18 protein-coding genes are annotated in these 16,260 nt (G+C 35.8%); 13 read left to right on the forward strand and 5 right to left on the reverse strand.

Annotated elements, in window-relative coordinates; translation table 11 throughout:
* The first annotated feature begins 112 nt into the window (after nt 1-112).
* From ACEYOS_RS07705 to ACEYOS_RS07715, 3 genes are read left to right on the forward strand one after another with little or no spacing between them, the layout of a single operon-like run.
* The gene (locus tag ACEYOS_RS07705) at nt 113-1,336 is read left to right on the forward strand and encodes a TolC family protein (protein WP_373707760.1); all 1,224 of its coding nucleotides are present in this window, start codon (nt 113-115) and stop codon (nt 1,334-1,336) included.
* 16 nt (nt 1,337-1,352) lie between these two features.
* Complete coding sequence (locus tag ACEYOS_RS07710; protein WP_373707761.1) at nt 1,353-1,928, forward strand: cytochrome b/b6 domain-containing protein; 576 nt, start codon at nt 1,353-1,355, stop codon at nt 1,926-1,928.
* A gap of 10 nt (nt 1,929-1,938) precedes the next feature.
* Nucleotides 1,939-3,063, forward strand: coding sequence for an efflux RND transporter periplasmic adaptor subunit (locus tag ACEYOS_RS07715; protein WP_373707762.1), 1,125 nt, complete (start codon nt 1,939-1,941; stop codon nt 3,061-3,063).
* Nucleotides 3,064-3,104: 41 nt separating this feature from the next.
* Here ACEYOS_RS07715 and ACEYOS_RS07720 read toward each other — a convergent pair whose 3' ends face one another.
* Nucleotides 3,105-3,296, reverse strand: a complete 192-nt coding sequence (locus ACEYOS_RS07720) for a hypothetical protein (protein ID WP_373707763.1) — start codon at nt 3,294-3,296, stop codon at nt 3,105-3,107.
* 337 nt (nt 3,297-3,633) lie between these two features.
* Here ACEYOS_RS07720 and ACEYOS_RS07725 point away from each other — a divergent pair, with 337 nt between their 5' ends.
* From ACEYOS_RS07725 to lipB, 8 genes are all read left to right on the forward strand, one after another.
* Nucleotides 3,634-5,052: an anthranilate synthase component I family protein gene (locus ACEYOS_RS07725; protein ID WP_373707764.1), complete on the forward strand. Its 1,419-nt coding sequence runs from the start codon at nt 3,634-3,636 to the stop codon at nt 5,050-5,052.
* 12 nt (nt 5,053-5,064) lie between these two features.
* Nucleotides 5,065-5,634: an aminodeoxychorismate/anthranilate synthase component II gene (locus ACEYOS_RS07730; RefSeq protein WP_373707765.1), complete on the forward strand. Its 570-nt coding sequence runs from the start codon at nt 5,065-5,067 to the stop codon at nt 5,632-5,634.
* Between the two features lies 1 nt (nt 5,635).
* Nucleotides 5,636-6,622, forward strand: coding sequence for an anthranilate phosphoribosyltransferase (gene trpD, locus ACEYOS_RS07735; protein WP_373707766.1), 987 nt, complete (start codon nt 5,636-5,638; stop codon nt 6,620-6,622).
* Nucleotide 6,623: 1 nt separating this feature from the next.
* A complete protein-coding gene (gene trpC / locus ACEYOS_RS07740; protein WP_373707767.1) occupies nt 6,624-7,403 on the forward strand; it encodes an indole-3-glycerol phosphate synthase TrpC in 780 nt (259 codons plus the stop codon).
* 14 nt (nt 7,404-7,417) lie between these two features.
* Complete coding sequence (locus ACEYOS_RS07745; protein ID WP_373707768.1) at nt 7,418-8,080, forward strand: phosphoribosylanthranilate isomerase; 663 nt, start codon at nt 7,418-7,420, stop codon at nt 8,078-8,080.
* A 29-nt stretch (nt 8,081-8,109) separates the two neighbouring features.
* A complete protein-coding gene (gene trpB, locus ACEYOS_RS07750; protein ID WP_373707769.1) occupies nt 8,110-9,291 on the forward strand; it encodes a tryptophan synthase subunit beta in 1,182 nt (393 codons plus the stop codon).
* 198 nt (nt 9,292-9,489) lie between these two features.
* Complete coding sequence (gene trpA / locus ACEYOS_RS07755) at nt 9,490-10,245, forward strand: tryptophan synthase subunit alpha (RefSeq protein WP_373707770.1); 756 nt, start codon at nt 9,490-9,492, stop codon at nt 10,243-10,245.
* A 247-nt stretch (nt 10,246-10,492) separates the two neighbouring features.
* Nucleotides 10,493-11,215, forward strand: a complete 723-nt coding sequence (gene lipB, locus ACEYOS_RS07760) for a lipoyl(octanoyl) transferase LipB (protein WP_373707771.1) — start codon at nt 10,493-10,495, stop codon at nt 11,213-11,215.
* Between the two features lie 182 nt (nt 11,216-11,397).
* Here lipB and ACEYOS_RS07765 read toward each other — a convergent pair whose 3' ends face one another.
* Both ACEYOS_RS07765 and ACEYOS_RS07770 read right to left on the reverse strand, forming a co-directional pair.
* Nucleotides 11,398-11,802 carry a peptide deformylase gene (locus ACEYOS_RS07765; RefSeq protein WP_373707772.1) on the reverse strand — a complete coding sequence of 135 codons (405 nt, stop codon included), beginning with the start codon at nt 11,800-11,802 and terminating at the stop codon, nt 11,398-11,400.
* A gap of 3 nt (nt 11,803-11,805) precedes the next feature.
* Nucleotides 11,806-12,099, reverse strand: a complete 294-nt coding sequence (locus tag ACEYOS_RS07770; protein WP_373707773.1) for a putative quinol monooxygenase — start codon at nt 12,097-12,099, stop codon at nt 11,806-11,808.
* A 128-nt stretch (nt 12,100-12,227) separates the two neighbouring features.
* On the opposite strand from ACEYOS_RS07770, the gene ACEYOS_RS07775 reads away from it, so the two are divergent.
* The gene (locus ACEYOS_RS07775) at nt 12,228-13,571 is read left to right on the forward strand and encodes a dihydrolipoamide acetyltransferase family protein (protein WP_373707774.1); all 1,344 of its coding nucleotides are present in this window, start codon (nt 12,228-12,230) and stop codon (nt 13,569-13,571) included.
* A gap of 207 nt (nt 13,572-13,778) precedes the next feature.
* Entirely contained in the window at nt 13,779-14,249 is a 471-nt protein-coding gene (locus ACEYOS_RS07780; RefSeq protein WP_373707775.1) for an N-acetyltransferase family protein, read from the forward strand.
* Between the two features lie 69 nt (nt 14,250-14,318).
* Here ACEYOS_RS07780 and ACEYOS_RS07785 read toward each other — a convergent pair whose 3' ends face one another.
* Together ACEYOS_RS07785 and ACEYOS_RS07790 are read right to left on the reverse strand one after the other, a co-directional pair.
* Complete coding sequence (locus ACEYOS_RS07785; RefSeq protein ID WP_373707776.1) at nt 14,319-14,768, reverse strand: GAF domain-containing protein; 450 nt, start codon at nt 14,766-14,768, stop codon at nt 14,319-14,321.
* Nucleotides 14,769-14,778: 10 nt separating this feature from the next.
* On the reverse strand, nt 14,779-16,209 hold the full coding sequence (locus tag ACEYOS_RS07790) for a TonB-dependent receptor (RefSeq protein WP_373797553.1): 1,431 nt from the start codon (nt 16,207-16,209) through the stop codon (nt 14,779-14,781).
* Nucleotides 16,210-16,260 lie beyond the last annotated feature (51 nt).

Below are 16,260 nucleotides of genomic sequence, written 5' to 3' on the forward strand. Positions count from 1 at the left end.
TGTCATTCCGTAGGAATCTCAACGAATTATAGGACAGTAATTTAGATTCCTTCGGAATGACAAAAAAACCGAAACAAAATCATATAATAATTTACAGATAAATGACAAAAGAATGAAACAACTTATAAAAATAACAATAGCTTTTTCAGTTTTGATCGCCATTCAACTGAAAGCACAAACGCCGATTTCCCTGGAATCCGCCTACGAAAAAGCCTTTAAAAACAATCTGAATTTAAAGAACGGACAACTTCGGATTGATTATCAGGATAAGATCAAAAAATCTTACGCCGTTGTTGATCCGTTGAATATTTCCGGAGAAATTGGGCAGTTTGTCTCTGCTTATACCGACAATAAATTTTCGGTTAATCAAACTTTAAGATTACCCGGTTTCTACAATTCCCAAAAACAGGTTTTGATGGAAGAATGGAAAAATTCCATGTTAACTTTGGATGTTCAAAAATGGCAACTCAAACGCGAGATCGCTTTGATTTATAATGAACTCAATTATCAGAATGAAAAAGAAAGATTGCTTTCAAGAGCAGATTCCATATATACCAATTATTACAAAAGAGCAGAATTGCGACTCAAGAAAGGAGAAAGTAATATTCTGGAAAAAACCACTGCTGAAAATTACAGAAGTCAGGCAGAAATTCAATTAGCGAATCTGAAGAAAGATCGGGAAGTTTCTTTGTACCAATTTAATTATCTGATCAATGATGAAACGATGTATTCGAATGAAAATTTAAATTTCTATGAAATGAATGGGCCAAATCAAGACTTAAATTATGCTGGAAATCCAGTTGTTTTAAAACAATTGGAGCAGCAAAAAAATATTGAACTCGCCAAATTAAATGCAGAGAAATCGAAATTGCTGCCGACTTTTAATATTGGGTATAACAATTCCAGCATGTATGGAACTGGCGCAGATGACAAATTTTACGAAAGATCAGCACGTTTCCATTCCGGAATGATTGGCTTTGGAATTCCACTTTTTAATGGCGCCCAAAAATCATTGATCGAAGGTCAGAAAATCAATCAACTCATCGCGGAAAATAATTATGAACTCGGTTCCAAAAATCTTAAAAATCAATATGCGGTTCTTTTCGGTGAATATGAAAAACTAAAAAGTGAGACCGATTATTACAAATCCAAAGGTTTAAAAAATGCAGAAACCATTATGAAAACTGCAAACCGTTTGTATTATGAAGGTGAAATAAATTATCTGGAATGGTCCATTCTGATCAACCAAAGTTTAGACATTCAAAACCAACTCATCGACACCCAGAAATTGTTGAATGAAAAAATAATTGAGTTAAACAATTTAACGCAACAATAATTTAATATTTATAAAAATGAAAACATATACCGTTCTACACCGCGTCCTTCACTGGATTTTTGCAATATTTATGCTGGTTCTATTTACCACTGGATTTCTCAGAATGTACTGGATGAGCAAAACAGTCATTTCAGATGCTGTGAATAAAAATACAGCAATTCAAAGTCTCAATTTAGATAAAAAAAGTCTGCGAACCATCGTTCATTCTGTTCAGGATCCAATGTTTGAGTGGCATGTTTATGCAGCTTACATTATTACTTTTGCCTTTATTGCCAGAGTGATTTATATGTTTGTAAAAGGAATTAAGTTTCCAAACCCATTCGTTAAAACCACATCTACCAAAGCGAAATTTCAAGGGTTTATGTATCTCGGATTCTATGTTTTAATTGCAGTACAAATAATAACAGGAAGCATTTTAAAATTTGAAATCGGCTCAGAATCTCTAGCTGACCTAGCAGAAACTACGCATAAATTAGCAGTTTACTGGACGCCCGCTTTTATTCTTTTACACTTGGCCGGAATCGCTATTGCCGAAAATGCAGATCGCAAAGGAATTACTTCGAAAATGATAGGCGGTGATTCTGAAAAATAAAAATTTAACAATGAAAAATATAATTTTAATATTATTAAGTCTTACGATTTTATCTTGTTCTAAAGAAGAATCTGTTCCGGAAGAGATCGGCACCGTCGTTGGCGATCAGGTTTCTTTAACCGATTTACAAATTAAAAATTCTGGGATTGAAACGAATACTTTAAACAATCAAGACATTGCGCATAAAATTATGCTGTCTGGGCAAATTGATGTTCCACCACAGGGAATGGCAAGCGTTTCGGCACCAAGCGGCGGCTACGTAAGAGTCTCGAGATTTATGCCGGGAAATTTTGTTAAAAAAGGACAAACTTTAGCCACCTTAGAAAATCCTGAATTGGTTCAACTGCAGCAGGATTATCTCCTGGCAAAATCGAATCTTCAATACGCGCAACAGGATTATTCCCGTCAAAAAGATCTGAATGAGAATAAAGCCAGTTCCGATAAGGTGACCCAAAAAGCTTTTAATGAAAGCCAAAACCAAAACATTATGATGAAAGGAATGGCCCAAAAATTAACCGCGATGGGAATTAATCCTGGTTCTTTAAACGCTAATAATATCCGCCGGACTTTTGCCGTAACCTCGCCGATCTCAGGGTATATTTCTACCGTTAATGTCAATATTGGACAATACGTGTCGCCTATGGATAAAATCTTCGACATCGTAAATAATAGTGATCTACATTTAATTTTAAAGGTTTTTGAAAAGGATTTAGATAAAATTAAAATTGGTCAAAAAGTTTTCGCTTATACCAATCAAAATCCGACCAAAAAATACGAAGCCCGAGTTTCAATCATAGGAAAAGATTTTTCTGAAGACAGAAGTGTTTTGGTTTATTGCCGTTTTGTTGATAGCAGTTTGCAATTGCTGCCGGGAACTTTTATGAACGCAGAAATGGAAGCAGAATCTGAAGAAGGTATTGTAATTCCCGATGACGCCATCGTAACCTGGGAAGAAAAGCAGTATGTTTTTGAAGAGATCAAACCTAAAATCTACAAAATGTTTCCGGTAGAAATCGGAAACGCTGAAAATGGTTTTACAGAACTTTTAAATTTTAAAGAAGAAAATAAAAGTAAAAAGTTTGTAACCAAAGGCGCTTATCAATTATTAATGGCGCTGAAAAATGTAGAAGAGTAAAAAAAATTAGCAGTCTCAAATAGACCGCTAATTTTTTTTAATTATGGTTTGACCAATGTTGAATCCGCTGCCATCGGCTCGATTACTGCTGCAGAATCAGGAACTGGCAAGGCTTGTATTGTTGGCGTTTCTGGTTCACCTAACATCGTGTTGGATTCGGTTGCTGTTTCTTTTTTCGAACAGCTTGAGAATACTAATCCGCCAATGAATGCTATTGCTAAGAATTTTTTCATAATAATTTATTTATACAAACATCTTAATTTTTTTTCGAACTATCAAACCTTAAAATTTAAAAGAAATGTTTGCAGGTAAAAAAAACATTTATATATTTGCCTCAATGAAACGCGGAGGAAATCTTTTCAAAAAGAAAATCTACCTTAATGAGCGTTACATTTGACTTTTAAGAAAATAATTATTTTCATATGAAAACAAGAACAAACAATATTTGGTGGTGGCATTCATACTCCTTTAGGGTCTGAAGCAAATCTTGTATTCTGTTTGTAAAAACATATAAAAGACTTTGACGGGCTCCGTTGAAGTCTTTTTTTTATCTAAATTTTTAAAAATATCATGAAATTTAATCAAACTATAAAAATAAAAACAACCGTAAAATCGGTGATGAGCGATCTTTTCACGCCGGTCGGAATTTACTTGCGACTTCGTGATAAATTTCGCGATACGATTCTTCTTGAAAGCGCCGGAAATCAAAACACCGACAATAATTTCTCCTTTATCGCCATCAATGCGATTGCCGGAATTGAGATCCGAAATTATGACGAAGCAGAAATTAAATTTCCTGTTGGTAATCCTCAAAAAATCGCTTTAGAAAAAGAGAAGTTGAGTGAATTACTCAATGATTTTAGCAAAAGTTTTGTTTGCGAAGAACCTGCCAAAGAAATCGGTAAATCTGCTCAAGGATTTTTTGGTTACACAAGTTATGATGCGATTCCGTTTTTTGAAAATATCAAGTTTAAAGAACTTTCTGAAGAAAATAAAATCCCATTATTGCGGTATCGCCTTTATCAATATGTGATTGCGATCAACCATTACAACGATGAAATGTTTATTATAGAAAATAAAATCGACGGCCTGAAATCAAATACCATCGAAATTGAAAATCTCATCAATCAGAAAAACGCCCCTATTTTTCCTTTTAAAACAACTGATTATGAAACGTCCAATTTAAAAGATGAGGAATACCGAGAATTGGTGGAAACTGCAAAAAAGCACTGTTTCAGAGGTGATGTTTTTCAGTTGGTTTTGAGTAGAAGATTCGAGCAGAAGTTTAACGGTGATGAATTCAATGTTTATCGTGCTTTGCGGCATATTAATCCCTCACCTTACTTGTTTTATTTTGATTATGGCGATTATAAATTAATGGGTTCCAGTCCGGAAAGTCAGTTGATCATTAAAGATGGAAAAGCCATTATTCACCCAATTGCAGGAACTTTTAAAAGAACCGGTGAAGTTCAAAGAGATTTAGAAGCGGCAGAAGAATTAAAGAAAGATGCTAAAGAAAATGCAGAACATACGATGTTGGTTGATTTGGCGAGAAATGATTTAAGTATTTGCGGTAAAAACACAACAGTTACCAAATTGAAAGAAGTTCAGTTTTTTTCTCACGTCATTCACCTGGTCAGCGAAGTAACGGCAGATGTTAAAGAAAATCAAAATCCTTATGAAATGATCGCGACTACTTTTCCTCAGGGAACTTTGAGTGGCGCACCAAAATATAAAGCGATGGAACTAATCGATTCTTATGAGAAAACTTCGCGCTCCTATTATGGTGGTTGTATTGGTTTTGTCGGTTTTGATGGAAGTTGCAATCAGGCGATTATGATTCGAACTTTCTTAAGCAAAAACAACACGCTATATTATCAAGCCGGCGCAGGAATTGTCGCAAAATCCTCTGCTGAAAACGAATTGCAGGAAGTGAATAATAAACTGAATGCCCTGAAAATGGCGGTGAAAAAAGCAACCTCAATTTAAGAAAATATAATTATGAAAATATTAGTCTTCGATAATTACGATAGTTTTACTTACAATTTAGTTCAAATGATTGAGCAAATTAGTGGTGAAAAAGTAGAGGTCTTCCGCAATGATGAGATCACGTTGGAAGAAGTTGAAAAGTACGATAAAATTGTACTTTCTCCCGGTCCGGGAATTCCGAGTGAAGCCGGAATTTTAATTGATTTAATTAAAAAATATGCACCGACAAAATCCATTTTAGGTGTTTGTCTTGGTCAGCAAGCGATTGCAGAAGCATTTGGTGGAAGTCTGATTAATCTAACCGAAATTTATCATGGCGTTGCAACCAATGCTCAAACGGTGAAAAAAGATACACGACTTTTAAGAGATTTACCCGAAAATTTGGAAGTAGGAAGATATCACAGTTGGGCTGTAAATCCCGAAGGTTTTCCCGAAGAATTAGAAATTACTTCAGTTGATGAAAACGGAATGATCATGTCGCTTCAACATAAAACGTACGATGTTCAGGCAGTTCAATATCATCCCGAAAGTATTTTAACTCCAGACGGAAAGAAGATTATTGAGAATTTTTTAAATAATTAAAATGAAAGAGATACTACAATATTTATTCGATCATCAAACATTAAGTAAAGCCCAGGCGAAATCTATTTTATTAGAAATTTCAAAAAATATCTTTAATGAAATTGAAGTGACATCTTTCGTGACTGTTTTCTTGATGCGAAGTATTACGCTCGCCGAATTAGAAGGTTTCACGGAAGCCTTGCAACAACTCGCACCGAAAATTGATTTGGGAACAGATGATTTGGTTGACATTGTCGGAACCGGCGGCGATGGAAAAAACACTTTTAATATTTCAACTTTGGCGAGTTTGGTTGTTGCCGGAACTGGACAAAAAGTAGCGAAACATGGAAATTATGCAGCCTCAACAATTAGTGGCGCGTCTAATGTTTTGGAAACTTTGGGTTATCGATTTAAAGAAACCGAAGAAGACTTAAAAGCCGATCTAGAAAAAGGAAATTTCTGTTATTTACACGCGCCGATTTTTCATACTTCTCTGAAATCAATTGCACCGATGCGTAAAAACATCGGGTTGAAAACGTTCTTTAATTTATTAGGACCGTTGATTAATCCGGCGAAACCGCGATATACCATGATTGGTGTTGCAAACTTGGAGATTGCAAGGATTTATCAATATTTATTGCAAAAGAAAAATGCTGATTTCTTGCTCGTAAATGCTTTGGATGGTTATGATGAGATCAGTTTGACCAGCGATACGAAAATCATGGACAAGAACGGCGAGAAGATCTATTCAGCCGAAGAATTACAGTTTAGAAATATAGATCCAGAAACTATTTTTGGCGGAAACAGCATTGAAGAAGCAGCGCAGATTTTCAAAACTATTTTGGAAGGAAAAGGAACGTATGAACAGAATGCCGTGGTTTTAGTCAATGCGGCAATGGCTTTGAAGAATACCGAAAAATATGGCGATTACGAAAATTGTTTGCAGATGGCAAAACAAAGTTTGATGGAAGGAAAAGCCTTGAGTTGTTTAAATATTTTAATTGATTAAAATGAATATTCTCGACAAAATAATTGAACACAAAAAAATTGAAGTTGCTGTTGCTAAAAAGAAAGTTTCTTTAGTGCAACTGAAAGATGCAGTGTTTTTTCACCGAAAGACTTTTTCTTTAAAAGAATCCGTGAAATCGGGGAGTGGAATCATTTCGGAATTTAAAAGAAAGTCGCCGAGCAAAGGAGTTATCAATGATATATCTGCTGTTTTAGAAGTTACAAAATCCTACGAAAAATTCGGCGCGAGCGGAATTTCAATTTTGACTGATGAGCAATTTTTTGGGGGAACGCTGCAGGATCTTTTAAAAGTAAGAAATGAAATTTCAATTCCAATTATACGTAAAGATTTCATGATCGATGAATACCAGTTTTATGAAGCAAAGGCCAATGGAGCTGACGTAATTTTATTAATTGCAAGTTGTCTTTCTCCTATTCAAGTTGAAGAATTTACTGAATTGTCACACGAATTAGGCTTAGAAGTTTTGCTGGAAATTCATACCAAAGAAGAGTTGAATCACTTCAATAAAAATATCGATCTGGTGGGAATCAACAATCGAAACCTTAAAGATTTCAAAGTTGACTTGCAGCATTCAGTTAATTTGAAAAACCTTTTGCCAAATGGAACCTTGTCGATTGCAGAAAGCGGAATTTATTCCATTGAAGATTATCGATTTTTGAAAGAAAAAGGATTTGACGGGTTTTTAATGGGAGAATATTTTATGCGAAATAAAAATCCAGGAAATGCCTTCGAAGATTTTATAGTAGAAGTTAGAAATTAGATTTAGAATTTAGAATGGACCAACAATCAAAAACCAACGATCAAAAACCAAAACTAAAAGTTTGCGGTTTAACGAAACTGGATCAAATCGAAAAATTAATTTCTTTGAAAATTGATTATTTAGGTTTTATCTTCTATGATAAGTCACCGCGTTATGTTTTGAATTCTTTGACTTTAGCAGAAATAAAATCAATCAATCATAAGGGTAAAATAGGAGTTTTTGTTAATGAAACTATAGCGCAAATTCTAGAAATTTCGGAAAAAGCAGAACTCAATTTTGTTCAATTTCACGGCCATGAAAGTGATGACTTTATTTCTGAATTACGACTTAAGTTGAATAAACAAATTGGAATTATAAAGGTTTTTAGAATAGGAACTGAACTAGAAAATTTAAAATTTAAAATTCAAAATTTAAAATTGGAAGTCGATTACTTTCTTTTCGATACCGATTCGAAAGCATTTGGTGGGACAGGAAAATCTTTCGATTGGCAAATTTTAAATGAATTAAAAATTAACAAACCGTACTTTTTAAGTGGTGGAATTTCAGAAGAAAACGTTGAAAATATAAGATTGTTGAAACAAAAGCCTTTTGCTTTAGATATCAATTCAAAATTTGAAATTGAAGCTGGAAATAAAAACATAGATAAAATAAAAGAATTTAAAAACCTTCTCAATTAATCAGTTGAGAAATAATTAAAAAAGACAAAATGAAAACATATAGAAACCCAGATGAAAATGGCTATTACGGCGACTTCGGCGGCGCTTTCGTTCCAGAGATGCTCTATCCAAATGTAGAGGAACTTCAGCATAATTATTTAGATATCATTAATTCGAACGAATTCCAAGAGGAATATCAAGATCTGTTGAAGAATTATGTCGGACGTGCAACTCCTTTATATTTTGCCAAAAACTTGAGTGAAAAATATCAAACGCAAGTATATCTGAAACGGGAAGATTTAAATCATACTGGTGCACATAAAATTAATAATGCGTTAGGTCAAGCCTTGCTCGCTAAAAAATTAGGAAAGCAAAGAATTATTGCCGAAACAGGTGCTGGTCAACACGGTGTTGCCACGGCGACTGCCTGTGCTTTGCTCGGTTTAGAATGTGTTATTTACATGGGTGAAGTCGACATTGCTCGGCAAGCACCAAACGTTGGACGAATGAAAATGTTAGGAGCGACGGTTATTCCTGCTACTTCAGGTTCTAAAACCTTGAAAGATGCAGTAAACGAAGCGCTGAGAGATTGGATCAATAATGCGACTACAACGCATTATATCATCGGAAGTGTGGTTGGCCCACATCCTTTTCCGGATTTGGTCGCAAGGTTTCAAAGTGTAATTTCGGAAGAAATAAAATGGCAGTTGAAGGAGAAGATCGGACGTGAAAATCCAGATGTTGTGATTGCCTGTGTTGGTGGCGGAAGTAATGCTGCCGGGACTTTTTATCATTTCGTAGACGAGCCGAGTGTGAAAATCATCGCTGCAGAAGCGGGTGGTTTTGGAATTCATTCCGGGAAATCTGCCGCGACTACTTTTCTGGGAACTTTGGGTGTTTTGCATGGCAGTAAAAGTTTGGTGATGCAAACGGCAGATGGGCAGGTTATCGAACCTCACTCGATTTCCGCGGGGTTAGATTATCCAGGAATCGGACCTTTCCACGCCAATTTATCCATTGATAAACGAGCAGAATTTTTCAGCATTACCGATGATGAGGCCTTAAAATCTGCTTTTGAACTGACGCAAATTGAAGGGATTATTCCGGCGCTGGAATCTGCGCATGCGTTGGCGGTTTTAGAAAAGAAAACTTTTGGAAAGGATGAAGTGGTGGTGATTTGTTTGAGCGGAAGAGGCGACAAGGATATGGAAACATATTTGGCGAAATTGTAAATTTTTTGTTTGGGCGACAATTTCCGTCTTCCGCTCCCAATCTTTTTAGCCTTTGCTTTTCCAGCCGCAAAAAAAAGGATTTCCGCTCAAGCCGGGTCGCAATTTTCGTTGTACATTAAAAGGCAGATATAAAACAAAATTGATCTTGTTACGAAAGTCCCAACCGGGCGATTTAATTAAGAATAGGGTTTCAACCTTATGAAAAATAATAAAAAAATGAAAAAGAAACTCAATATATATTTCACAGCGGGAATTCCCAAGTTAAATGACACGACTGAAATTTTAAAATTAATCCAACATTCTGGCGCAGATTATATCGAAATTGGCATGCCTTATTCCGATCCTGTCGCAGATGGTCCGGTGATTCAGAAAGCACACGAAATTGCTTTGAAAAATGGAATGACCATCGCTGAACTTTTTGGTCAATTGAAATCGGTTAAATCAGAAATGGATATTCCGATTATTTTGATGGGATATATTAATCCGGTCTTAAGTTTTGGATTTGAAGAGTTCTGCAAAGAATGTAAAGAGTCTGGAGTTTCAGGATTAATCATACCCGATTTGCCACCAGTAGAGTTTGAGAAAAATTACCGTTCAATTTTAGAAAAACACAATCTGAATTTTATCTTTTTAGTAACGCCGGAAACTTCGGATGAAAGAATTAAATACCTGGATTCTTTAAGTTCTGGATTTTTATATGCAGTGTCAAGTTCTTCTACGACGGGAAATGAGGCAAAAGAAATCAACAACGAAGAATATTTGGATCGACTTTCCAATTTAGGCTTGAAAAATCCAGTGATGATTGGTTTTGGAATTAAGAATAAATCTGATTTTGATAAGGTGACCGAAAAAGCAGCTGGCGGAATTATCGGAACTGCTTTCGTGAATATTTTATTGAATAATGAAGAATGGTCAAAGAAAGGAGAAGATTTTATTCGTAGCATACAAAATTAATTTTATAAATTTGTCGAGGAAAAAATCGACGAAGCATCTGATATTATTTTTAGAACAAAAGTTGAAAAGAAGCGATATCTCGCAATATGGATAGCAGTGAAAATCCTTTTTGTTTTGTAGGAATTCGCCTCCAAGACGAATTTGGCAAATGGCGAAGGAAAACAAAAAGATTGTAACGAATAGCCCGACCCGAGTTAGCGTGGCTCAGCAAAGGCAACGAGGGGATTGCCCCAAAAAGTAAAATAAAATGACAAGCACACAGAATAGAACTTTGCAGTTTCAGGAATTAGGGTTGATGGGTTATGAACCGGCTTTTGAATTTCAGGAGAAATTGATGAAAAAAATCATCGATCTGAAACTGGAGAATCGCAATCGAACCGACGATGAACAGACAGAAACTCCTAATTATTTGTTGTTTGTTGAACATCCGCATGTTTACACGATTGGTAAATCTGGGGACGATCATAATATGCTGGCGAATGCTAAAAAATTAGAAGAAATAAATGCGACTTTTGTGAAGACGAATCGTGGTGGAGATATTACGTATCACGGTTTCGGGCAGATTGTAGGTTATCCGATTTTGGATCTGGATAATTTTAAATCTGACATTTTTCTGTATATGCGAAATTTGGAGGAAGTAATTATTCGCGTTATCGCAGAATATGGTTTGAAAGGCGAAAGAAGTGAAGGCGAAACCGGAGTTTGGCTGGATGTCGGAAAACCTTATGCCCGAAAGATTTGTGCCATGGGCGTGAAGACTTCGAAATGGGTGACCATGCACGGCTTGGCTTTAAATGTAAATACCGATTTGCGTTATTTCGAATATATTATTGCGTGTGGAATTAAAGATAAAGGAGTAACTTCTTTGCAACGGGAATTAGAACGGGAATTTTCTGAAGAGGAAATGGCTGAAGTCAAAGAGAAGATCAAAAAACATTTCTGTGACGTTTTCGAAGCGCAGATTATTTAAGATTATTTCACACAGATTTGACTCGGTCGAACTTACGTTTCACAGATTTCACAGATTTAATAAAATAGAAATCACCCGATCAAAGGTGATTTTTTTTATTTATAAAACTGAATTCATAACAAATCAATTATCAGATCATACTTTCAAAAGAATCTGTGCAAATATGTGAGATCCGTGAGCATTTATAATTCTTTATACAATTCTACTTTTTCAAAAGTTCTCATTCTCTGATCTTCAATTTTATCAGAAATCAAAATCCCAGAAAGATGACCTTCTTTATCAAAGCGTTTTGCCCAAATAACATTTCGATTAATTCCAACTTGTGGTGCAGCAATTCCAACTCCACTTCCAGTAGAAATTAGTGCTAACTTCATTCGGTTGACTAAGATCTTTGTATATTGATCTTTCGGCTTTGCATCAATCGATTGATCAACTAAAACTGCATGTTGCAAAGAATCAGAGGTTTGGAAAATAGGCAAGGCCGAATCTATATTTCCTTCGGTGATTCGGGAAACTTCTTGCTTTGTATATTTTTGAGAAAAAACGAAAACAGAAAATAATAGGAATAAAATAGAAATCCTTTTCATCTTTTAAAATGTTTTATAACCTTTATACACTTGTGCAGATTTCTCTAACATCGACGCAGATTGATTTCTGAAATTCATCAAATGATCGGTGCCATTGTGTTGGTGATGATGTTCTTCACTTTCCCAAAGTTCTATAATAAAGAAAACACCTTTATTTTCCTTGTCTTCTATCAAGTCATATTGCATACAACCATCTTCTTTTCGGGTTTCAAAAACTAATTTTTTTAATAATTCCAGAGCGTCCATCAAATCACTTTCTTTGAATTGGAACAAGGCAACGATATACAGGTTTTTCATAATTTTATTTAAAGTTCAAAGATAGAAACTGTAATCTAAACTTTTGAAATAAAATCAAAAAAATGCCCTAAAAATTCGTTTTTTCTTAATGGGAAAATTTTTTATCTTTGTGAAAATCGAAATATAAAATGGCAGAATATAAATTACTACTTCCATCGATGGGAGAGGGCGTGATGGAAGCGACGATTATCAGTTGGATGTTCAATGAAGGAGATTCCGTAAAGGAAGATGACTCCGTTGTAGAAATTGCAACCGACAAAGTTGATTCCGATGTTCCGACCCCAGTTTCGGGGAAAATTATTAAAATCCTGAAACAGAAAGATGAAGTTGCTAAGATCGGTGAAGCAATCGCAATTCTAGAAGTTGCTGGCGCTGGTGATGCAGTTGCAGATCAACCTCAAGAACCAAAATCTGCGGAAGAAGTAAAAACTGAAATTCCAAATGTAGATTCAGATGTTGTAAAAGGTTTGGAAGCAGCCATGGAAAGTTCAAAAACTTCTACGAGTTTCGAAGGTTCTGACTTATATCTATCTCCATTAGTAAAATCTATCGCACAAAACGAAAAAATTTCTGACAATGAATTGCAATCCATCAAAGGAAGCGGTTTAGATGGCAGAATTACCAAAGAAGATATATTATCATTCGTTTCAAAGAGAACTGCTCCAGCAGCGCCACAAGCTGTTTCTGCTCCATCAGTTGCATCAACTCCAAGTCCGGCTCCACAAGCTGCGGCCCCAGTTTCTTCACCAATGAAATTAAATGATGGTGATGAAGTGATTCAAATGGATAGAGTTCGTAAGATCATCGCTGATGCAATGGTGAAAAGCAAACACACTTCGCCACACGTTACGTCGTTCATCGAATCTGATGTTACGAATGTCGTAAGATGGAGAACGAAACATAAAGATATTTTTGAAAAGAGAGAAGGGGAGAAATTGACCTATATGCCGATTTTTGTTCATGCCATTGTGAAAGCAATTCAGGACTTCCCGATGATCAACGTTTCTGTAGATGGCGATAAGATCATCAAAAAGAAAAATATCAATATCGGAATGGCGACCGCACTTCCAGACGGAAATTTAATTGTTCCTGTAATTAAAAATGCTGATCAACTTTCACTTTCCGGTTTGGCAAAAGCGATCAATAATCTGGCTTACCGAGCACGTAATAAAAAATTGAGACCGGAAGATACACAAGGTGCAACTTACACGATCTCTAACGTTGGAGGCTTCGGAAACCTAATGGGTACGCCGATTATTCCACAACCTCAAGTTGCTATTCTGGCGGTTGGAGCGATTGTGAAAAAACCTGCAGTTTTAGAAACCAAAGATGGCGATGTAATTGCGATCCGTAATTTAATGTTCATGTCACATTCTTACGATCACCGTGTAGTAGACGGTTCTTTAGGTGGAATGTTCCTGAAACATGTTCACGATTATCTTCAAAACTGGGATATGAATACCGAGATATAATTAATAAGTAATTAGCAATAAATAATTTAACCTTCGAATTTTTTTCGAAGGTTTTTTTTTAGGAGCTTAATCCCGCTTTCCGCTATATCTTTTCCTCGTCGTTCCTCCTCAGAAAAGGATGTCGCTGCAATCGGGGCTAGTTGCGATAGGATTTTTAAATAAAATTCTCTTAAAATTCTTAACTTTGATTTCTAAAATTTAAAAGAAATGTTTACCATCAGAAAAGCCACGCCTGCAGATATTCCAATCATTTTTGATCTTATTAAAAAACTCGCTGTTTACGAAAAAATGGAAAACGAGGTTGTCACTTCCGTAGAAGAACTTCAGGAAAATATATTTATAAAAAATTTCGCCCATGTGATCATCGGCGAGGAAAATGGAATTCCAGCTGGATTCGCCCTGTATTTCTATAATTTTTCCACTTTTGTAGGAAAACCAGGTTTGTACTTAGAAGACCTTTACGTAGAACCGGAACACCGCGGCAAAGGATACGGAAAAACTTTGCTTATTGAACTCACGAAAATCGCCAAAGCAGAAAACTGCGGCAGAATGGAGTGGTCGGTTCTCAATTGGAATCAACCCGCTATCGATTTCTACGAATCACTGCAAGCAAAACCAATGGATGAATGGACGGTTTACCGTTTAGATGGAAAAGGAATCGCTGACTTGGCGGAATAAAAATTCTTCTAAAAACAAAAAGTGTGGACTTTCTAAAAATCCACACTTTTTTATTTTAATCAAATTTGATTACATAATCTTCGCAACTTCTGCACAAAGCCATTCTAACATTTCACGATCTTCATCGGTGAATGGATCTACTTTGTGGGAGTCAATATCAATTTGACCAAGATTTTGGCCATCTTTCATAATAGGAACTACGATTTCTGCTTTGGTGTCGATGGAACAACTTAAGTAATTATCTTGCTCATAAACATCAGGAACAACGAAAGTTTCATTTGAAACTGCTACTTGGCCACAAATTCCTTTTCCGTAAGGAATAATGGTGTGATCTGTTGCAGCTCCAACATAAGGTCCTAAAATCAATTCTTCTTTGTCTCCGTTTTTAAAATAAAAACCGGTCCAGTTAAAGTAGGAGATTTCTTGGTCGAGTAGATGACAAACTTTTTGAAGCTTCTCTTCTATATTATCTTTCGGACCTTCCAGTATGATTGAAAGACGTTTTTTTATTTCTGACATTGTATTTTATTTAAATAAATTCTTTTAATTTTAATTCTTCTTTGTAACCAAACATTCCACGTTCTTTTATTAATTCTGAAACACCTTCCGGAACTTCTTTTTCCCAGCCTGGAAGATGATTGGCGATTTTATCGAGGATTGTTCTAGAATAGATTTCAGAATAATCTGGATTGTAATTTTGAATATCGACAATTCTTTTATTGAGTTTAAAGTATTTGTACAATTCTTTTAAACTGTCATTTACTTTCAAATTATTGGCGGTTAATAACTCATGAGTTTCAGGATCTTTATACGGATAAAGATAAACCCGCATTCCTTTTCTGAAAAACTTACCAAAAGCTTCCAAAATTCCACCTGAAAGATTTTCGTAGTAATTCTCATCAAAAACATCCAGCATATTATTGACGCCCATGGCTACTCCAATTTTTCCGTTGGTGTAGGGTGCGAAATAGTCGATCAGTCGGTAGTATTCAGAGAAGTTAGAAATGATAACAGTGTATCCCAGTTTCCCTAAGACATCTACGCGGTCTAAAAAGTCCCGCTCATCAATATCACCAGCTGCTCTTAGATTGGCGATGGTGATTTCGAACAAAACTTCGGTCTCTTCTTCACTACAGCCCCAATCTTTTTTGAAAAGGTCTAATCCTTTCTCAAACATATCGGTATTGACCAAAGTTACAGGACGAAAACTTCCACGTACTGCAAAAATATTTTTTCTGTAGAGAATATCTGCCGGCAACATGTTATTTCCTTCTGAATTGAAAATCACGGCGTCGGTCATTCCGTTTTTAACCAGTTGAAGACTCATCAAACGGTTATCAACATACGAGAACGCGGGTCCACTAAAGTCGATCATGTCGATCTCAATATTGTCTTTAGAAACATCATCAAGCAATGAATTAATCATCCGGCGTGGATTATCAGCATAATTGAAAGCTCCATAAATCAAATTAACACCCAAGCTTCCTAAGGTTTCCTGCTGTAACGTTGCATCGTTTTCATTGAATTTTACATGCAGCACAATTTCGTTGTAATCTTCGTTCTCATCCAACTGAAAACGCAATCCAACCCAACCATGACCTCTCATGGTCTTATCGAAATTAATGGTCGTTACCGTATTGGCATAAGAAAAGAATTTTCTGCCCGGACAAGCCTCGCGCGAAACGCGTTCTTCTATTAACGAAACTTCATAGCGCAACATCTTGCGAAGTCTGTTTTGCGTAACATATCTGTTCTTGGCTTCTCTACCATAAATTGCATCACTGAAATCCTTGTCATAAGCAGACATGGCTTTTGCAATAGTTTGGGAAGCACCTCCCGCTCTAAAGAAATGGCGAACAGTTTCCTGACCCGCACCAATTTCGGCAAAAGTACCGTAAATGTTGGGGTCTAACTTAATCGCTAAAGCTTTTTGTCTTTGAGTAAGTTGCTGAGGAGGCACGGGCAATTCTAATTTTTTGTAAATGTACCAAAATTAAACCAACATCAAAAA

It is taken from the genome of Kaistella sp. (assembly GCF_041824135.1).
In the GTDB taxonomy this organism is placed as follows: Bacteria; Bacteroidota; Bacteroidia; order Flavobacteriales; family Weeksellaceae; genus Kaistella.